15 protein-coding genes and 2 pseudogenes are annotated in these 20295 nt (G+C 64.5%); all 17 read left to right on the top strand.

Features of this window, described 5'->3' with window-relative positions; translation table 11 throughout:
* Positions 1-266 (top strand): annotated as a pseudogene (locus MJ601_RS18980) (hypothetical protein); the annotation flags it as partial.
* Positions 267-341: 75 nt separating this feature from the next.
* On the top strand, positions 342-2807 hold the full coding sequence (locus MJ601_RS18975; protein ID WP_242129324.1) for a TonB-dependent receptor: 2466 nt from the start codon (positions 342-344) through the stop codon (positions 2805-2807).
* Between the two features lie 16 nt (positions 2808-2823).
* A complete protein-coding gene (locus MJ601_RS18970; protein ID WP_242129322.1) occupies positions 2824-5040 on the top strand; it encodes a S9 family peptidase in 2217 nt (738 codons plus the stop codon).
* Positions 5037-6392 carry a spinster family MFS transporter gene (locus tag MJ601_RS18965; protein WP_242129320.1) on the top strand — a complete coding sequence of 452 codons (1356 nt, stop codon included), beginning with the start codon at positions 5037-5039 and terminating at the stop codon, positions 6390-6392. Before MJ601_RS18970 ends, MJ601_RS18965 begins: the two co-directional genes overlap by 4 nt.
* Positions 6392-7378: a dipeptidase gene (locus tag MJ601_RS18960; protein WP_242129318.1), complete on the top strand. Its 987-nt coding sequence runs from the start codon at positions 6392-6394 to the stop codon at positions 7376-7378. The genes MJ601_RS18965 and MJ601_RS18960 overlap by 1 nt, the downstream gene beginning before the upstream one ends.
* Positions 7375-8406, top strand: a complete 1032-nt coding sequence (locus MJ601_RS18955) for a dipeptide epimerase (protein WP_242129316.1) — start codon at positions 7375-7377, stop codon at positions 8404-8406. The genes MJ601_RS18960 and MJ601_RS18955 overlap by 4 nt, the downstream gene beginning before the upstream one ends.
* Entirely contained in the window at positions 8403-9896 is a 1494-nt protein-coding gene (locus MJ601_RS18950; protein WP_242129315.1) for a serine hydrolase, read from the top strand. The genes MJ601_RS18955 and MJ601_RS18950 overlap by 4 nt, the downstream gene beginning before the upstream one ends.
* 15 nt (positions 9897-9911) lie before the next feature.
* Positions 9912-11000: a M42 family metallopeptidase gene (locus MJ601_RS18945; protein WP_242129313.1), complete on the top strand. Its 1089-nt coding sequence runs from the start codon at positions 9912-9914 to the stop codon at positions 10998-11000.
* On the top strand, positions 10993-12231 hold the full coding sequence (locus MJ601_RS18940) for an NAD(P)/FAD-dependent oxidoreductase (protein WP_242129311.1): 1239 nt from the start codon (positions 10993-10995) through the stop codon (positions 12229-12231). The genes MJ601_RS18945 and MJ601_RS18940 overlap by 8 nt, the downstream gene beginning before the upstream one ends.
* Before the next feature lie 372 nt (positions 12232-12603).
* Positions 12604-12726: pseudogene (locus MJ601_RS18935) on the top strand (integrase core domain-containing protein); the annotation flags it as partial.
* 157 nt (positions 12727-12883) lie between these two features.
* Complete coding sequence (locus MJ601_RS18930) at positions 12884-14932, top strand: conjugal transfer protein TraG (protein ID WP_242129310.1); 2049 nt, start codon at positions 12884-12886, stop codon at positions 14930-14932.
* Between the two features lie 3 nt (positions 14933-14935).
* Entirely contained in the window at positions 14936-15367 is a 432-nt protein-coding gene (locus MJ601_RS18925; protein WP_242129308.1) for a CopG family transcriptional regulator, read from the top strand.
* Positions 15364-16350, top strand: a complete 987-nt coding sequence (gene trbB, locus MJ601_RS18920; protein WP_242129306.1) for a P-type conjugative transfer ATPase TrbB — start codon at positions 15364-15366, stop codon at positions 16348-16350. The genes MJ601_RS18925 and trbB overlap by 4 nt, the downstream gene beginning before the upstream one ends.
* On the top strand, positions 16347-16694 hold the full coding sequence (locus tag MJ601_RS18915; protein ID WP_242129304.1) for a TrbC/VirB2 family type IV secretion system protein: 348 nt from the start codon (positions 16347-16349) through the stop codon (positions 16692-16694). Before trbB ends, MJ601_RS18915 begins: the two co-directional genes overlap by 4 nt.
* The gene (locus MJ601_RS18910; RefSeq protein WP_242129301.1) at positions 16691-16963 is read left to right on the top strand and encodes a VirB3 family type IV secretion system protein; all 273 of its coding nucleotides are present in this window, start codon (positions 16691-16693) and stop codon (positions 16961-16963) included. Before MJ601_RS18915 ends, MJ601_RS18910 begins: the two co-directional genes overlap by 4 nt.
* Positions 16957-19407, top strand: coding sequence for a conjugal transfer protein TrbE (gene trbE / locus MJ601_RS18905; protein WP_242129299.1), 2451 nt, complete (start codon positions 16957-16959; stop codon positions 19405-19407). Before MJ601_RS18910 ends, trbE begins: the two co-directional genes overlap by 7 nt.
* On the top strand, positions 19407-20159 hold the full coding sequence (gene trbJ / locus MJ601_RS18900; protein ID WP_242129297.1) for a P-type conjugative transfer protein TrbJ: 753 nt from the start codon (positions 19407-19409) through the stop codon (positions 20157-20159). Before trbE ends, trbJ begins: the two co-directional genes overlap by 1 nt.
* Positions 20160-20295: the final 136 nt, after the last annotated feature.

Here is a 20295-nt window from a genome sequence, read left to right as displayed (position 1 = left end):
CCAAGTCCGAGGAGCGCGTCGAGAATGCGCTGGCTTGGCGCGACGGCATGTTGAGCTTCGACCAGGCGCCGCTCACCGACGTTGTTGCGGAGTTCAATCGCTACAACCGAACCCGGCTCGTCGTAACTGACGTGCAGGCCGGCAAGATCCCGATCGGCGGGAGCTTCCAGGCGTCCAGCGTCGATTCCTTCACTCGACTTCTGCGCGATGCCTATGGCCTGAAAATCGAGCGCGATGACGAGACCGTGAAGATTTCGAGTCAGTAGCGTTACCAAAACGACGCCTCTGGATTGTCGTGCGCTCCCAATGGGGCAGACAGTCTGCCCGGATAAGGGGGGTAAATGATCCGGACACTCGCAGCGGCACTCGCGACCAGCACCTGCATCGTGGCACTCGCCACACCAGCGGCAGCGCAGACACGCGAATACAATATTCCAGCCGGATCACTGAAGTCTGCTCTCGACGCATACGTCCGCCAGTCCGGTCGCCAAGTCGTCTATCGCGCCGACCAGGTGCGCTCGGCGCGATCGCTTGGCACTCGTGGTCAGCAGTCCGCAGAAGCCGCGCTCGCGGCCATTCTCGCCGGCAGCGGCTTCACCACCCGCATCGACGGCAATCTCGTTGCGATCGTCCGGGAGGGAAACGGCCAAACCGCCGGTGATGAAACTGCACTAACCGGGGAAGACTTTTCGACCAGCATCGCTGAAATCATAGTGACAGCCCAGAAACGAGAGGAAAGGCTGCAAGACGTACCGATTCCAGTCAGCGTGGTAGCTGCAGAAAAACTGATTCAAAATAATCAGCTGCGATTGGAGGATTACTACCGGCAGATCCCTGGTCTCAGCCTCACCATGCTTGGCGATGTGGGGAGTCCCCTTATTGCCATCCGCGGGATCACGCCGGGCGGATATGTGACGCCGACGGTCGGGACCGTACTCGATGACATCCCGATTGGTTCGTCGACATCGCTGGGCAACGGTGTTCTCGCGCCTGATCTCGATCCAAGCGAACTCGCGCGAATCGAAGTGCTGCGCGGCCCGCAAGGAACGCTCTACGGCGCCAACAGCCTCGGCGGCTTGATCAAATATATAACCGCCGCTCCATCGACCGACAAACTGAGCGGGCGCCTGCAAGTCGGTGGCACGGCCGTCCGTGGCGGAAGCGACCTTGGGTACAATGTCCGCGGTTCGGTAAACGTCCCGCTACTGGATACATTCGCGATCCGAGCCAGCGCTACACACAGGGTCGAGCCCGGATATATTGATAATCTGGCAACGGGAGAGCGTGACGTAAACCGCTCGGAGGCGACGAATTTCAGGATAGCTACGCTGTGGCGTCCGTCCTCCGACCTCACCATCCAGCTCAGTGCTTTGCATCAAGACGTTCGGCGCGACGGTTCGCCCGACGTGCATGTTCTTTCAGGTTTGGGCGACCTGCAACAGCGCGCGGTGCGCAATACCGGCTGGTATGATCAAAGGATCGACGCATTTGGCGCTACGGTCGTCGCCCAAGTGGGCAATGCGGAGTTGACGTCGCTGTCGGGCTACAGTGTCAACAAATTCGCTTCGCTCGTCGATCTCACCCCAAGCACGTTTCTGGCAAACGTGACCCAAACCCGATTTGGCGTGTCGGGAATAGGCACAAACGCGAACTTGAAAACGAAGAAATTTAGCCAGGAACTGCGCGTTGCGGTCCCGCTGTCGGACAACATAGATTTTCTGGGTGGTGGCTTTTACACCCGCGAAAGCTATTCCTCCCGAACCGACATCCTCCCGATCGACCCCGCGACAGGTCGGTCGGTCGGGCTGTGGCTGCGCACCTTAGCGGGCGGCGGCTACGACGAATACGCGATCTTCGGAAATGTCACTTTCAAGTTCAGCGATCGGTTCGATGTGCAGGTCGGCGGTCGATATACCGCGAACAAGTTCGACGTCGATGAGCAAACCGCCACCGGTCCCTTCCCGAGCGCCACTGGCCCTTCGGTCACGACCGTCACGCCTGCCTTCCAATCGAAGGACCAGCCGTTCACCTACCTTCTGACACCGCGCTTTCGTGTGTCAGATGAGCTTATGATCTATGCCCGTCTCGCATCCGGATACCGGCCGGGAGGTCCGAACCTCAACACCGCCGCGATAACCGCAGGTTATCCGGCATCGTACGACGCCGATACGACGCGAACCTATGAGGTCGGCCTCAAGGGCGAGCTCGCCAGCGGCGTTATCAAATACGATTTGTCAGCCTACTACATCGACTGGCGCGACGTCCAATTGCAGGTCCGCGATCCCAACAACGCAGCGCTCCAATATACCATTAATGGCGGCTCGGCCGAGAGCAAAGGCATCGAGTTTTCGCTCGATGTAAAGCCGTGGCGCGGATTCGTGGTGAGCGGCTGGGTCGCGTACAACGAAGCCCAACTCTCGCAGGTTCCGGCCAATCTCGTGATCACCGCGCGCGCTGGCGACCGGCTCCCATATAGCCCCAAATGGTCGGGCAATGTGTCGGTCGAACAGTCGTTCCCGCTCGGTTCGATAGGCGATGCCTTTGTTGGCGGCACGCTCAGCTATGTCGATGACCGCAAAGGTCGCTTTTTCACGGGCGTCCCGCAGGAAACCTTTCCAGAATATACCCAGATCGATCTGCGAGCTGGCCTGAATATCGGCGGTTGGGAGATCGCCGCTTACCTCAACAACCTCACCGACAAGCGCGGCGTGCTTCGTTCGGGCCGGGACACGCCGTTTAGCTTCGGTTTCGCCAGAACCCACACTCAGCCCCGGACCTTCGGCTTGTCTGTCGCGCGCGAATTCTGACGCGGGCTAGGCACAGATGCTTGCCCTGGATCCTTATGCCGCGAGGGCATCCGCAGCGGTCGAGCCGGCCGCTGCGGAGCGGTTCGAACGCGCGCTGGTGACCCCGTCGCCGCTCCCCGAATTGGGCTTCGGCAGCGTCAGGCTCGGCGGTCTCCATTACGTGTGGCTGGCGTTTCAAACCGAAGCCGGTGCAGCCTGTTATCGGGTCAATCGCCAGAGCCGGCGCTTCGTCCCGCTGTTCGAAAAGTTGCCGCCAGGCGACGCGCTTGGGTCCGGCGCTGGCGACGTCGTTGATGCTTGCCGCCAGATTGGGGCCTCGCAGTTCCTGGTGCGCCAAGGCGATAGACACCTTCTGGTCGATCTAGCCACAGGGCAAACCGAAGATGTCATCGAAGGCGACCTCAGGTTGCCCCAGCCTATATCGCGACCGGCATGGCTCACCTATGGCCAGTCGGCAGCCGAAATCCGATCTCCCGACGCGGCTCTGTTCGCCGGCCTCAGCGGATCCAACCTTTATGTTCGCGATCTGACGGGTCGTTGCCGTTTCACCACGGCGGAAGCCGGGTCGGGCTACCGCTGGGACGTTGAAACGCGGCCTGACGGCAGGTTCAGCGGAGAGGCCTGGAGCAGCGACAGCGCTCGCCTTTTCGCCTGCCGCCTCGATCAGCGATTGGTGGCCCAAGAAGCGATCGTCCGCTTCGCCGGGGACACCCCCGACGTGACGAGCCTGCCGGTTCAGGCGGTTGGCGGCGCGATCGACCGTCCCATCCCGCATATCATCGACATCGAGTCGGGCCGCGCCATCGCGCTCGACCTTGGCGAGCCATACGAGGCCGTGGTGACGCTGGTCGGATGGATGTCGCCCAGCGAGGTCGTCTTCACGCGCCATTCGCGCGACTTCACACAAATGGACGTTCTGGCGGCCAATGCTGTCGATGGCTCAGTCCGAACGATCCTGACCGAGATTGATCCCGCCTTCGCCAGCATCCCGACCGATCTGCTTTACAATCGTCGAACTCCGGTGACGATCCTGCCCTGCTGCGCAGGCTATGTCTTGCGGTCCGCAAGATCGGGTCATGACCACCTCTATCATTACGCGCCGGATGGAACGCTGCTTCGGCCGCTGACCTCGGGCGATTGTATCTCTCTCGATCTTGTCGGCGCCTTCCGCGACCAAGTCTATTTCACGGCGCACAGCGATCCGCTACGGCCCTATGACACCCAGTTCTGCCGGGTTTCGCTCAGCGATCCACAGCTCGAGCGGCTCAGCAGCCTCGACGGCCAGAACGCCGTCGTCATCGACCCGGATGGCGAGAACGCCTGCCTGATCAATTCCAGGGTCGATCGCAAGCCGCGGATCCAGCTGCTCTCGCTCGGCACTTGCGCAAAGACCGACATCGCTTGGCCGGTACCCGCGGCAGCCAAGACGGCTGGCTGCCGGGTCGAGGAGTTCAGCGTGCGCTCAGTTGACGGCCAAGAGGCGCTATGGGGTGTGATCTATATCCCGCGCCTCGTCGAACCCGGGCGGCGCTATCCGCTCATCGAGCATATCTATGCTGGCCCGCAAACGGCATTCTGCCGCCGCGATTCCGGGACAGGTCTGCGCAAGTTCGACCGTGTTGATCGCGCGCTGACCGAACTGGGTTACGTGGTCTTCACGCTCGATGGCCGCGGCACGCCGGGACGATCGCGGTCCTTCCACACAGCTTTCCATGGCAGGTTCGGCGACTACGAAATCGCCGACCATGCTGCGGCGGTGCCGCAGCTTTGCAAGCTATTCCCGTTCATCGATCCTGACCGCGTCGGCATCTGGGGCCATTCGCTCGGGGGCTATTTCGCGATCCGCGCACTGATCGACGCGTCCGACGTCTTTCAAGTCGCCGTATCCTGCGCGCCAAGCGCGGCGCCGTCGCGGGCTGGCCTCCTCGAAGCCTTCTACGGTCCTGCCGCCAGGGACGCGGCCGAACGCCGGCGCGCTGATCTTTACGACAAGGCTGGCCGAATTGCCGGCCGGTTGCTGCTGATCGTCGGCAGCGCCGATCCCGTCGTCTTCGCCTCGACCATGAAACTCGTGCGATCGCTCGTCGACGCGCAAGTCGCTCATGACCTCGTGGTCCTGCCCGACGCGCGGCACAGTGTCACCGGCGCCGACGAGGACTATCTAATCGCGCGGCTGACCGCGCACTTCCTGAGATTCCTTAGTCCCCAACCGAGCAGCAGGAGCGCGACGTGACCGGCCGCCCTACCTACCGCGCTTACATGATGTTCGTCCTGATGCTGATCCTGGCATTCAACAACAAAGACCGCCATCTGTTCGGATTGCTCCTGCAGGAGATCAAGGTCGATCTTCGGCTCACCGACACCGAGCTCGGCCTGCTGACCGGCATCGCTTTCAGCCTGTTCTACGCGCTGATGGGCGTTCCGATCGCGCGGTGGGCCGATCGCGGCAACCGCGTCCGGATCATCTCGGTCTGTACGGCGCTTTGGAGTGCGGCCGTGGCAGCCTGCGGAACCGCGATGGGGTTTTTCCAGCTGCTCGCCTTTCGCATTGCCGTGGGCGTCGGCGAGGCAGGCTGCGTCCCGCCCGCCCATTCGCTGATCGCGAGTTACTACTCCCGCGATGAGCGGCCAAAAGCGATGTCCTATTTCATGCTCGGCGGTCCCCTGAGCCTCGTCGTCGGCTACCTTCTCGCCGGGCAACTCAATGAAATCTATGGCTGGCGCTTCACGTTCATGCTCCTGGGTGTTCCCGGTGTGGCCTTGGCGGTGCTGGCCTGGTTCACGCTGCGCGAACCCCGCACGCTTGGCGGCGGGTGCGATGCCAAAGGGGTTTCGCCGACCGGCCCCAGCGAGGCGAGCCCGGGGCTCGGCGAAGTCGCCTTATACCTGCGTCGCAACGCCGCCTTTCGCAACTTGCTAATCGCTTTTGCCGTTTCGTCCTTTTTCAGCGCCGGTATCGGCCAATGGCAGGCCGCGTTCTTCATTCGCAGCTTCGGCATCTCGACGAGCGATCTCGGCGTTTATCTGACGGTCACCTTCGGGCTCAGCAGTCTGGTTGGCGTGATGCTCGGCGGCTACCTCGCGTCGCGCTATGCCGCACGCAACGAGAAGTTGCAGCTGCGCCTGATGGCCACCGTCATCGTCGGCTTCGGTGCCCTGTCGGCGGGCGTCTATCTCTCGCGCGATCCGATAACCGCCTTCGCGCTGCTCGCACTGGCGACGCTCGGAACAACCCTGCTTAACGCGCCGCTCTTCGCGATGATTCAGACGCTCGTTCCCGAGTCCATGCGCGCGCTTTCCGTCGCGGCGATCTACTTCGTCGCCAACCTGATCGGCGGGGGACTGGGACCACTCGCCGCCGGTGTGATGAGCGATGCGCTGCACGCGACCTTGCATCAGGAGTCGCTTCGTTTCGCGCTTCTTGCCCTGTGCCCAGGATATCTGTGGTCCGCTTGGCACCTCATCCGGGCAGCCAAGACCGTCGAGCGCGACATTGCTGCCGCCGAACTAGGCGCGTCCGATAGCCATTCTGATGCGGCGGATAGCGTGGCGGACCGATTCCGCGCCGAGGAGGCGCAAGGGTGATGAGCAACGCCTTGCGCTTCCCCTTCATCTGGGACAACCATGCCTGCCTGCCCCTGTCGGACATGGCGGTGCAGCTCGATCGCCTCGCGGTCTACCGAGATGCCGGGGTGCGCATCGTTTCGGTCAATGTCGGCTACGGCGCGATGTCCGCGCAAACCGTTCTCGCGAACCTTCATGGCGCGCGCCGCTGGCTCGCCGACCACGCCGAGCACTATCGACTGATCTCTACGGCCGACGAGGCGGGCTCGCCGGACGACCGGCGGCTCGGGGTGGTCTTCGACATCGAAGGTCTAGATAGCCTTGCCAGCCAAGTCGAACTCATCGATGCATTTCATGACCTTGGCGTGCGCTGGCTTTCGCTGGCTTACAATGCGAGCAATGCGCTGGCCGGTGGATGCCTCGACGAGGATAACGGTCTGACGCGGGCCGGCCGCCTGGTGATCGAGAAGCTGAACGCCGCCGGCGTCGTCCTATGCCTCTCGCACGTTGGCGAAAGATCCTCGCTCGAGGCAATCGAGGCGAGCGCCAAGCCGGTAATTTTCTCGCATTCGAACCCAGCGCGCTGCCACCCGCATCCGCGCAACATCTCGGATCGTCAGATTGGGGCCTGCGCGGCGCGCGGCGGCGTCATCGGCATCAATGGCATCTCGGTCTTCCTTGGCACCCGGCAAGAGATGGTCGAGGCCTGCGTCGATCAGCTCATCACACTCGTCGACTTGGTCGGACCCGAGTATGTTGGGCTTGGCCTCGATCATGTCCTCGATCCATCGGACCTCGGCCCGGTGCTCAAGTCCTTTCCGGGCCTAATGGTGGACGATGCAGCGGTCGAAACCGTGCCGCCGACGGCGATCGCGGACATCGCCGAGCGGCTGAGCCAGCGTGGGCTAAGCGACAAAGCCATCACTGGCATTCTGGGCGAAAACTGGCTCAGGATCGCGCGCGCCTGCTGGCATGCGCCACAGCGGCAGGAGCTCTTGGTCCCATGACAATCGTGTCCCGACAGACCATCTCCGTCGCATCGATCCATGGCCCGCTCGCGATCGAGCTGGCGATCGAGCAATGGCCCCTCAAGCGCGCCCTGCGGATCAGCGGCGCTTGCTGGACCCTTTGCGAGGTCTTGACCGTGACAGTCTCAGCGGGGGCCGCCACTGGCCGCGGTGAAGCGGCCGGGGTCGGCTATCGCGGCGAGACCTGCGAGACCATGCAGCGCGAGGCGCTCGTCGCCTTGCTGGCGTGCAGCCAACCGGTCAGCCGCGCGCTGTTGCAAACTATCCTGCCGCCCGGCGGCGCGCGCAACGCTCTGGACTGCGCGCTTTGGGATCTCGAGGCGGCGATCCTTGCGCGGCCGGTCTGGGACCTGGCGGGCTTCGAACCGCCGGCGGCGGTTCTGACGACCTTTACTTGCGGCATCGATACGCCGGAAGACATGGCGCGCACCGCCGCGGGGTATGGCGGCGCGCGTGCGATCAAGCTCAAGCTTGCGGGGGACCTAGCGGATGCTGAAAGGATAGCCGCCGTGCGGGATGCACTGCCCGATGCTTGGCTGGCGGTCGATGCCAACCAGGCGCTGGACCGGTCGTCGTTGGAGGCGCTGCTTCCGACCTTGCGCGTGGCCGAGGTCGCCTTGCTGGAGCAGCCCTTTTCCGCTGCCCACGACGACTGGCTGGATGGCCTCGAGTGCCCGGTGCCGCTCGCCGCCGACGAAAGCGCGCAAACCGCGACCGATGTACCGGGTCTCGTCGGCCGGGTCGAGGTGGTCAATATCAAGCTCGACAAATGCGGTGGATTCACGGCCGCTCTGGACATGCTCGCTGCCTGCCGCGCGCATGGTCTGCGGCCGATGGTGGGTACCATGCTTTCGACCTCGCTGGGGCTGGCGCCGGCATGGCTGCTCGGCCAGTACTGTGAGATCGCCGATCTCGATGGGCCGATCTTTCTCAACGAGGATCGCTCGCCCGGCGCGCTCTACGAGCAGGGCCGCGTCTCGGTGTCGGCGGCATGCTGGGGCTCATGATCGGCCCCGATAGCGCGGAAGCTCTGAGAAGCTTGCTCGAACCTCATCTGGCGGCGGCGCGCGTTCCTGGCTGCGGCATCGCCATAGTTCAGCCGGGTCAGCCGCCGATCACGCTCTGCTACGGTATCGCCGATCTCGCGAGCGGCGAGGCCTTCGCCCCGACCACCTCGTTTCCGATCGCGTCGACCAGCAAAGCGGTCAACGCCACGATGATCGCGACGCTCGTGGCCGGAGGGCTCCTCGACTGGGACAAGCCGGTCCGCGACTATCTCCCCTATTTCCGCCTCGCGGATGAGGCCGCGGCCGCGAGAGCGACGCTGCGCGATCTGATCGTGATGCGCGCGGGATTGCCTCGGCACGACTGGGCCTGGCTGGCCAATCCGCAATCGCGCGCTGAACTCACCCGCAGCGCCGCCCATCTTCAGATGTCGGCCGCGTTTCGCGAGCGATTCCAGTACAGCAACGTGTCGGTGACCATCGCCGGGCATGTCGCCGAGTATGTCACGGGCGAGACCTGGGAAAGCCTCGTCGCCACACGCATTCTCGATCCGCTTGGCATGACCCAGACCCATTTCGGCTGCGCTGCGGACATGATCTCGGTGGCTGGCTATCACGAGGACGCCGCCCGAACGCTTGTCGCGGGCGAACGGTTCGCGACCGAATGCACAGGCCCTTCGGGCGGCTCGATCCACTCGACCCTGCTCGACATGGCAAAATGGCTTGCGTTCAATCTGACCGGGCAAGCGGATATTCTGGGTGCCGGCCAGCTCGCCGCCTTGCACGCGCCGCACGTCGTGATCGGACATCGCGCGCTGGCGGCCTTCGCCCCCGACGCCGCCTACGGCCTGGGATGGGCAATCGACCATGTCAGCGGCGCGCGCCGGGTACATCATAGCGGGCTGCTCCACGACGTCAGCACCTCGGTGATGCTCGTGCCAGAACGCAGTGTCGGCTCGGTTTGCGTCACTAATCTCATCGGCCCGCTGCCGGCCGAATTCCTCAATGGATGCGTCCTCGACTATCTCGTTCACGGCCGTGACCCGGGCCTCGCGCTGCAGGAGCGTCAGGTGCGCTATGAGCAGCTGATTGACGACAATCAGCGTCGGCTCGCAAGGCTTCCGCGGGTGCCCGATACCCATCCATCGCACGAGCTGACGGCCTATGCCGGCCGATACAGTCATCCCGGCTATGGCGAGCTCGAAATTCAGCTCGGCGGCATCGGTCTCGTTCTCCAACGCGGACAATTGCGGCTCGCGCTCGAGCACTGGCACTACGACGCTTGGATCGCCGCTGAGCGCTATCGCTGGGCGGCGCATGCCTCCAATCCCTTTGACCGATCTGGCCAGGTCCGCTTCGCGATGGGCGACGATGGCGCGATCGACGCGGTCAGCCTGAGCCTCGAGCCCGGCATCGACCCCATCCGCTTCGCTCGAACGCGAGCGGCCGATGGCGCGATGTCCGCGCCGGCCCGTTCCCCGACCACCGTCTAAATCATGGGATCTTTTGTGGAATATTACGCCCAGTCCTTCGACACGATCAGCGAGCTCATCCTGCGCCACTCGCCCAGCGGTTTCGAACACGACGTCGACGAGCTGATTGCGCGGCGATTTCGCGAGCTGGGCGTGCCCTTCACGATCGACGCGGCGGGCAATCTAATCGGTCATATAAAGGGGAGCGGCCCAGGCAGCATCGCGATCACAGCGCACAAGGACGAGATCGGCGCCACAGTTACTCATGTCGAAGACAATGGCCGACTCAAGATCCAGAATTTGGGCGGTTCCTTCCCTTGGGTTTACGGCGAGGGTATTGTCGATATTCTCGGTGATCATCAGACTATCAGCGGTGTCCTCTGCTTCGGCTCGCGCCACGTTTCACATGCATCGCCCCAGTTCGAGTTCAAAGATGTCGCACCGCTTCGTTGGAAAGACGTCTGGATCGAAACTAAACTTTCTCGGGAGCAACTTGACCACGCGGGTGTCCGACCCGGGGCCCGGATGGTTGTTGGCAAACATCGAAAGCAACCCTATCGGCTGAACGATCACATCGCCGGGTATACCCTCGATAACAAGGCTTCGCTGGCGATATTGATTGAGCTGGCGGCGCGGATTCATTCACCAATTCCCGACGTCTTTCTTGTCGCGACGGCAAAGGAGGAAGTGGGAGGTATAGGGGTGCTCCATTTCGTCCGGCATCATAGCGTCGATGCCCTCGTCGCGCTGGAGATTGCGCCTATTGCGCCCGAATATCCGATCCTGACCGGAGCGGACCCGGTTCTCGTCGTGGAGGATAGCTATGGGATTTATGACGATCCTCTGAATCGGGAACTACGAAAAAGCGCAGCAGCGGTCGGGGTTTCATTGCAACTAGCGGTTCTCAATGGGTTTGGCAGTGATGGCTCGATCGCGATGAAATCTGGCGGCGTGGCGCGGGCTGCCTGCCTTGGCTTCCCGACCGAAAACACACATGGCTTCGAAATTGCCCATCTGGGCGCTCTCCGGAACATGACTAATATTCTGGTCGCGCTGTGCGACGGCAACGGCATTTCCAAGCTTGCCGTCGAAAACGTCGGCCAGGAAGGCACGAAGCATGGCTGAAACAGCCGACATCATTGTCGTCGGTGCCGGAATAATCGGCCTGAACACGGCCTTCCAGATTGCGCTTCGGACCCAAGCGCGGATCGTGGTTCTCGACAAGGGAAAGGGGCCGGGGGAAGGCTCGACCGGCGCGTCATCGGCGGTTTGCCGATTCAAATACTCCTACGATGAGATGGTGTTGCTCGCCAAACACGGGGTGGGCGCGTACCAGCAATGGGCCGACTATACGAAGCTGAAGGACCCGCGAGCGCAATTCCACAAGCACGGGATGCTATGGCTCGCCAATGCGTCTGCCGTGCAGACCGAAAGCGAAGCGGAGCGGCTCGCGGGGCTCGGAATCCGTGCTACTGTGCTTGACGATCAAGAGCTTCGAACGCGCTTTCCGAGCTTGAATCCTTGTTTGTTGCCGCCCGACCTGGAAACCGGGGAGCCGCATGATTGCTCGGGCGGTGGTCGTCATTTGTTGGAACTCGACGCTGGCTATGTCGATCCAATGGACGCGCTTCAGGATATGATCGATGCTTGCCGTAAGCGGGGGATCTCTGTGCGGTTCAATACTGCTGTCGTCGATGTGGAGATCCGATCCAACCGAGTCGTGAGCGTGAGCCTCGCTGATGGTTCCGTCATCGCTTGCGATGCCTTGATCAACGCTGCTGGCCCTTGGTGCAATCGTCTGGCCGAAATGGCAGGCTATGCGCTCAACTGGTCTCTAAAGCCCACGCGTATTCAGGTCGTTCACCTCGATCGCCCGGCTGAGGTTGTCGGCGACATCCCGATAACCTGCGACGTTCCCGGCGGCATATATTTTCGCACGCAGAATCGAGGTCAGCAGCTCATCGTCGGATCCATCCTTGAGGAAGACGAGCAAGAAGAGGTTGCCGACCCGGACAACTTTGCCCGTTATGTGGACGATGATTACGCCAGGCTGAAACTCCATGCGCTGCAGCACCGTATACCCTCACTCACATATCGTGGTGTGCAGGGATATAGTGGTTTGTACACAGTCAACCGCGAGGATGTGCATCCTGTGATAGGTGAAAGCGAGATCGAGCGCTTATTTGTTGTCAACGGCTGCAGCGGTCACGGATTCAAGCTTGCGCCAGCGTTGGGAGCGGTTTTGGCCGCGCTCGTGACCAAGGCCGGAAGGGAGGACGACCCACTGGTCTCTCCGCAGTTTCTTGCTTTGACTCGCAAGTCTATCACTTTGTCAGAAAAGTCCGTTTTAGCGTAAGGCGCTCAGTTTCTTGCACACTCCGTCGGCTGCAGGGATAGCGATCGGAGGGTGGCGTCGCCACAGCCAATCAGTTGGCCGCTATCCGCCTGAGACTGCCAGAAGCTTCGACTTCACTGCGCCCGCTGGCCGCATCATGGAAAAACTTGGTTGTGCTTCGACAGAGAAACGCCGGATCCAAGTTGCGGTCGATTGATCCGCATCTATCGAACATAGTTTGATGCACCCAACTCGCCGCATCTAAATCGGCAGCTTCCAAATACAGGGCCGTGACGCCGATTACGAGCGCTGCCCAGATTGCTAGTTGCAAAGCATCAGGTCGGCGAGCCAGGCCGGCGGCGACTTCTTTGAGTTTTCAGTGTAAACAAGGGCCTGGATCAGGCCCGCGACCTCGGCGCGGGCTGGATCGAAGACTACAACACCAAGCGCCCGCACTCCGCGCTCGGCTACGCCACACCGGCGGCATTCGCGGCAGGTCTCGCGCAACAACAGCCCCCGGTCTCTGGTCGCGGCTGTATGAAAGCGGGGCGTCACGTCAGTGACCCCAATAAGACCGCCTGTGACCCCAGTGGGTATCTGATCCGTCAAACCGGAATAGGCGACTTTCGAGCCGGCCCGCGAGTGAGTCACTCGGAAGCGGGCGGAGGCCCGCATGACCCCGACTAAGCTGCTTATCGGCCAGATTCTGGTGGTGCTCGCGATCATCATCGCGAGCGTCTGGATCGCGACGCAGTGGGCTGCCGCGCAGCTCGCGTACCAGCCCGAACTAGGGGCACCATGGTTTGTCGCTTTCGGCCAGCCGATCTACCATCCCTGGTCGATCTTTCCGTGGTGGTTCTCTTTCGACGCCTATGCGCCGATTATTTTCGACGAAGCCGGAGCGATCGCGGCAGCGGGCGGATTTGTAGGCTGTGGCGCCGCGATCTTCGGCTCGGTGTGGCGCGCGCGTCAGTGCAACAACCTCACGACCTACGGCTCGGCACGCTGGGCAAGCCACCGCGATATCAGGGCCGCCAAGCTGCTCGTCCAGCGCGGCGTCGCGCTCGGCTGCCTTCACGGCGAAGACCTCCGCCACGACGGCCCCGAGCATGTCATGGCGTTCGCGCCGACCCGCTCTGGCAAGGGTGTCGGCCTCGTCGTTCCGACACTGCTCAGCTGGACCGGCTCGACCGTTGTCCATGACATCAAGGGTGAGAATTGGCAGCTGACCGCCGGCTGGCGCGCGCGCTTCTCGCACTGCCTGCTGTTCAACCCGACCGATGCCCGCTCGGCGCGTTACAATCCGCTGCTCGAAGTCCGGCGCGGCGTGAACGAAGTCCGCGACGTCCAAAACATCGCCGACATCCTGGTCGATCCTGAAGGGGCGCTAGAGCGTCGGAACCACTGGGAAAAGACCAGCCATTCGCTGCTGGTCGGCGCGATCCTCCACGTCCTTTACGCCGAGGAAGAGAAGACGCTCGCCCGCGTCGCGACCTTCCTCTCCGACCCGCAACGCAGCTTCGCCGCGACCCTTCGCCAGATGATGGCGACCAACCACCTCGGCACCGAAGATGTCCCCCTTATCCATCCGGTCGTCGCCTCGGCCGCGCGCGAACTGCTCAACAAGAGCGAGAACGAACGCTCGGGCGTCCTGTCGACCGCAATGTCGTTCCTCGGTCTTTACCGCGATCCGACCGTTGCTGCGGTCACCTCCGCGTCGGACTGGCGCATTGCCGACCTCGTCGAGGCGTCGCATCCGATCTCACTCTACCTCGTCGTGCCGCCGTCGGACATCAGCCGCACCAAGCCACTGGTTCGCCTGATCCTCAACCAGATCGGCCGCCGACTGACCGAGGAACTGCACAGCAAAGACGGCGAAGCTGCGCAGGGTCGCCATCGCCTGCTGATGATGCTCGACGAATTCCCGGCGCTGGGGCGGCTCGACTTCTTCGAGACGAGCCTCGCCTTTCTCGCGGGCTACGGCGTGCGCTGCTTCCTGATCGCGCAGAGCCTCAACCAGATCGAGAAGGCCTATGGAGAGCATAACGCCATCCTCGACAACTGCCATGTCCGCATCGCCTTCGCGACCAACGACGAGCGGACCGCCAAGCGAATCTCCGATGCGCTCGGCACGGCGACCGAGCAGCGCGCGATGCGCAACTATGCCGGGCACCGGCTCGCGCCCTGGCTCGCGCACGTCATGGTCAGCCGGCAGGAGACCGCGCGTGCGCTGCTGACGCCGGGCGAGGTGATGCAGCTCGCACCGACCGACGAGCTGGTGCTGATCTCGGGCATGCCGCCGATCCGCGCGAAGAAGCTGCGCTACTACGAGGATCGCCGCTACACTGCGCGCGTCCTTCCTGCCCCGGCTCTCGACGTCGGGGACGCCACCGCCGGTTATCGCGACCTCCCGGCCGCCCGTCCCGACGACTGGGCCGGACAGGTCCGCGGAGCGGACATGCGGCTCGCCAGTGGCGCAGACGCGGACGAAGGTGCCGACAGCGGGGGCCTCGAACAGGCCCGCCATCCGGTCCACGAGATCGAGCAGGTGGCCGCGCCCGAACCCGAGATCACCGATCCGCTCGGACTCGGCGAGGACGATACCGACCAGGCGGCAGAACGCCGCGCGATGGATCGGGTCCAACAACTCGGCGCCGTGCGCACTTTCTACGGCCTCGACGCCGCCTCTGGTCGCCCCGACGACCTGCAGCTGGGGTTCTGAGCGATGGAAAAGGTCCGCCACCAGCTGTTCCTGCCCAGGCCGCTCTCCGACCGGCTCGAAGCGCTCGCCGCCAAGCCCGGCGCCAGCAAGTCGGCGATCCTCGTCGACGCCATCACTGCGTGGCTCAACCGCCGCGGCGCATCGGAGCTGGAGGATCGGTTCGCGATCCGGCTCGACCGGCTGACGCAGGCGATCGGGCGGGTCGACCGCGACACCTATGTCGTGCTCGAGACGCTGGCGCTGTTCATCCGGTTCGAACTCGCGATCCAGACCCCGCTCGCCGAAAACGACAGTGCCGGCCGTGCGCTCGGCGCGAAGCGGTTCGAGGCGTTCGTCACCCAGGTCGGCCGACAGGTGTCGACCGGGCGGCGCTCCCTCGGCGCGGCTACGTCGGAGGCCGACCCGGCTGCCTCCGGCCAGGGAGGCGGCGAATGAGCGCCACACTCTCCGCCGAGCGCCGCCGCCGCATGCTTATCACCGCGCTCGGCGAGGACATCGCCGCCGCCATGCGCATGCCCGACGTGCTCGAGATCATGGTCAACCCAGACGGGGCGCTAAGGCTCGACCGTCTTGGCGAGGGCCGGATCGATACCGAGGTGCGGCTCGCGCCCGACCAGGTCGAGCGGATCATCCGGCTGGTCGCGAGCCATGCCCGCGCCGAGGTCCATGCCGAGCACCCGATCATCTCGGCGGAACTGCCGCCGCATATCGAGGGCCGGGCCGGCGAGAGGTTCGAAGGCGTGCTGCCGCCGGTCGCGACCGCGCCCTGCTTTTCAATCCGCAAGCCCGCGCAGAAGCTGCACACGCTCGACGACTATATCGCCGACGGACTGATGTCGGAGCGCCAGGCGCACGAACTGCGCGCGGCGGTGACCCAGCGCTACAACATCCTCGTCGCGGGCGGGACCAGTTCCGGCAAGACGACGCTCGCCAACGCGCTGCTCGCCGAGATGGCGTGGGTCGATGCCCGGGTCATCCTGATCGAGGACACGCGCGAACTGCAATGCCCGCTGCCCGACGCGGTGGCGCTGCGCACGCGCCCGCCGCACATCACGATGACCGACCTGGTGCGCTCGACCATGCGTCTGCGCCCGGACCGCATCGTCGTCGGCGAGGTCCGTGGTCCCGAAGCGCTCGATATGCTCAAGGCCTGGAACACCGGGCATCCCGGCGGGATCGCCACGGTCCACGCCAACTCCGCCGCCGCCGCGCTCACCCGCATCGAGCAGCTGGTGCAGGAGGCCGTCATCACGGTGCCCCGCCAGCTGATCGCGGAGGCCATCGACGTCGTCGTGTTCATCGCCGGCCGCGGCGCCGACCGGCGGATCGCGACGATCGCCCGCGTCGCCGGACTCGATTCCGACACCGGCGCCTACGCGCTCATCGACTTTCCCAAAGCAAAGGAGACCTCCAGATGACCACAGCCAAACTTCGTTCGTGTTGGCCTTCACGCCGCGCGACCTTTCTGATCGGCGCCGCGTTCGGCCTCGCGCTCACCATCGCGACCAGCGTCCAGGCCGCCGGATCTGGCATGCCGTGGGAGGAGCCGCTCCAGCAGGTGCTGGAGTCCGTACAGGGGCCGGTCGCCAAGATCGTCGCCGTCATCATTATCATCGTCACCGGTCTGACGCTGGCGTTCGGCGAGACCGCTGGTGGCTTCCGGCGGCTGATCCAGATCGTGTTCGGCCTGTCGATCGCGTTCGCGGCGTCATCTTTCTTCCTCAGCTTCTTCAGCTTCGGCGGCGGGGCGCTGATCTCGTGATCGGCAGCGGGCAGCACATCGACGGATTCGAGGTGCCGATCCACGGCTCGCTCGGATCGCCGCTGCTCCTCGGCGGCGCGCCGCGCGGGCTCGCGATCGTCAACGGGACGCTCGCTGCCGCGGTCGGGCTTGGCCTCCAGCAATGGCTGGCCGGGCTCGCGCTCTGGGGGGCCGGGCACAGCCTCGCTGTGATGGCGGCCCGGCGCGACCCGAGCTTCGCACCGGTGCTGCTCCGCCACATCCGCCAGAAAGGATATCTCGGATGCTGAGCCTGCGCGAATACCGCCCGGCCGCCGACCGGTTGGCCGACCATCTGCCCTGGGCGGCGCTGGTCGCGCCGGGCGTGGTCCTCAACAAGGATGGCAGCTTCCTGCGGGTGCTGCGTTTCCGTGGCCCCGACCTAGAATCCGCGACCGAGGCCGAACTGGTCGGCGCCTGCGCGCGTGCCAACAATGCGCTCAAGCGGTTCGGCAGCGGCTGGGCGCTGTTCTTCGAGGCGGAGCGGCGCGAGGCGCACAGCTATCCCCAAAGCGATTTTCCGGATGCGGCGAGCTGGCTGGTCGATGGCGAACGGCGCGCGGCGTTCGAGGCCGAGGGCACGCATTTCGAGAGCCGCTACCATCTCACGTTGACCTGGCTTCCGCCGGTCGACGCCAGCGATCGCGCCGGGCGATCGCTGGTTGAGCGTCCCGACGCAGAGAAGGGCCGTGACTGGCGCGGCGCGCTCGCGTCGTTCGTCGCCGAGACCAACCGGGTGCTCGACCTGCTGTCCGGCTTCATGGCCGAGGCCCGCGCGCTCGACGACGATGAGACGCTGACCTTCCTCCACGGCACGATCTCCGACCGTCGTCATCCGGTGATCGCGCCCGAAACGCCGATGTATCTCGACGGCGTGCTCGCCGACACGCCACTGGTCGGCGGCCTCGAACCGATGCTGGGTGACCTCCACGTCCGCACGCTCACCATCCTCGGTTTCCCGAACCTCAGCCGTCCCGGAATCCTCGACGCGCTCAACCACCAGGACTTCGGCTATCGCTGGGTCACGCGCTTCATCGCGCTCGACAAGGCACTGGCGACGAAGACGCTGACTTCGCTGCGGCGACAGTGGTTCAACAAGCGCAAGTCGGTCACCGCGATGCTGCGCGAGGTGCTCTACAACAGCCCGGCGCAGCTGCTCGACAGCGATGCCGACAACAAGGTAGTCGATGCCGACCAGGCGCTCCAGGCGCTCGGCGGCGACCATGTCGCGTTCGGCTATCTCACCACGACGATCACTGTGACTGACACCGACCGCGCCATGGTCGAGGACAAGGTCCGCGCCGTCGAGCGGATCGTCAACGGGCTTGGGTTCACCGCCAAGCGCGAGACTATTAATGCGGTCGAGGCATGGCTCTCGTCGCTGCCCGGCCACGTCTACGCCAATGTCCGGCAGCCGCTGGTCCATACGCTAAACCTCGCGCACCTCATGCCGCTGTCGTCGGTCTGGGCCGGCCCGGTGCGAAACGCTTATCTCGACGGACCGCCGCTGCTCATCGCGAAGACCGCCGGCTCGACGCCGTTCCGGCTGGCCACCCATGTCGGCGACGTCGGGCACATGCTGGTGGTCGGTCCGACCGGCGCGGGCAAGTCGGTGCTGCTCAGCCTGATCGCGCTCCAGTTCCGCCGCTACCCGCAAGCGCAGGTCTACATCTTCGACAAGGGCAACTCGGCCCGTGCCGCGGTTCTGGCGATGGGCGGCGCGCATCATGCGCTTGGCGATACGGATGCCGATGGCGCGAGCCTCGCGTTCCAGCCGCTCGCAAACATAGACCAGGCCGCCGAGCGGAGCTGGGCATCTGACTGGGTCGCCGCGCTGCTTGCGCACGAAGGCATGATCGTCACGCCCGAGGTGAAGGATGCGGTGTGGACCGCGCTCGGCAGCCTTGCGTCGGCACCACGCGAGGAGCGAACCATGACCGGCCTCGCGCTGCTGCTCCAGTCGAACGCGCTGCGCATCGCGCTCCAGCCATACACGCTCGAAGGACCACACGGCCGATTGCTCGACGCTGCCGAACAGCAACTCGCGCTGGCCGATGTCCAGTGCTTCGAGACCGAGGCCCTGATGGGCCAGGCCGGCGTGGTCGCGCCGGTGCTGACCTACCTGTTCCACCGGTTGGAAGAGCGGTTCGACGGGCGACCGACGCTGCTCATCCTCGACGAGGCGTGGATTTTCCTCGACCATCCGCTGTTCGCCGCGCGCATCCGAGAGTGGCTGAAGGTGTTGCGCAAGAAGAATGTCGCGGTGCTGTTCGCGACGCAGAGCATCGCCGACATCGCCGGGTCGCCGATCGCGCCCGCCATCATCGAGAGCTGCCCGCAGCGCATCCTGCTGCCCAACGATCGCGCGATCGAGCCGCAGGGCCATGACATCTACGCGCGCTTCGGCCTCAACGACCGGCAGATCGAGTTGATCTCCCGCGCCACGCCCAAGCGGCACTATTACCTCCAGTCCGCGCGGGGCAACCGGCTCTTCGAGCTGGGCCTCGGCCCCGTCGCACTGGCGCTGTGCGGGTCATCCGACCCGGCCGCGCAGGCGCGGATCGACGCCGTTCTCACCGAATACGGCCCCGACGGCTTCGCGCCGGCCTTCCTGCGCTCCGCCGATCTTGGCTGGGCGGCCGACCTCGCCGCCGATTTCCCGATTCCCACCGCCCCCCAAGAAGGAGAAGAATGATGCGTATCCCCAACCGCAAGCACCTGATCGCCGCGGCTCTCGGCCTCGGCGCCGTCGGCTCGATCGGTATCGGTCTCAGCCTGACGAGCACCCCCGCTCATGCCCAGTTCGGCGGCGTGGTGTTCGACCCGAGCAACTATGCCCAGAACATCCTGACGGCCGCGCGCACGCTCCAGACCGTCAACCAGCAGATCCAGCAGCTCCAGAACGAGGCGCAGATGCTGGTCAACATGGGCAAGCACCTGACGAAGATCGACTTCCCGCAGCTCGATGCGCTTAAGCAGAAGCTCGCCGAGATCGATCGGCTGATGGGCCGCGCGCAGGCGATCGACTTCAAGGTCGACCAGCTCGACGACAAGTTCACGTCGCTTTTCCCGAAGGACTTCTCCTCGGCGCTACGCACCGATGCCCGCGTGCGCGACGCGCGGGCGCGGCTCGACGCCAGCATGGGTGCATTCCGCCAGACGATGACGGTGCAGGCGCAAGTGGTCGAGAACATCCAGTCCGACACGCAGGCGCTCGCCGACATCGTCGCGCGCAGCCAGGGCGCGGAAGGATCGCTCCAAGCGCAGCAGGCGACCAACCAGCTCCTCGCGCTGACCGCCAAGCAGCAATTCCAGCTCCAGCACATGATGGCAGCGCAGTTCCGCAGCGAGGCGGTCGAACAGGCGCGGCGCGCTACGCAGGCCGCCGAGGCGCGGGCAGCGACGAAGAAGTTCCTCGGCACCGGATCGGCCTACACGCCCCGATAGCCCCCCAGGGGCCGAAAGGCCCGATCCGGCCAGCGGCCGGTGATGCCCCTCTCATCATCGGTCGCCGTCGCGGGGCGCGGTCCCGCTCCCCCAACTGCGCCCCGCGACACCCACGCAACGCCGACAGGAAGGCAGT

The sequence above is a fragment of the Sphingobium trunci genome (genome assembly GCF_022664535.1).
GTDB lineage: Bacteria > Pseudomonadota > Alphaproteobacteria > Sphingomonadales > Sphingomonadaceae > Sphingobium.
This window is presented reverse-complemented; position numbering and strand designations above follow the sequence as displayed.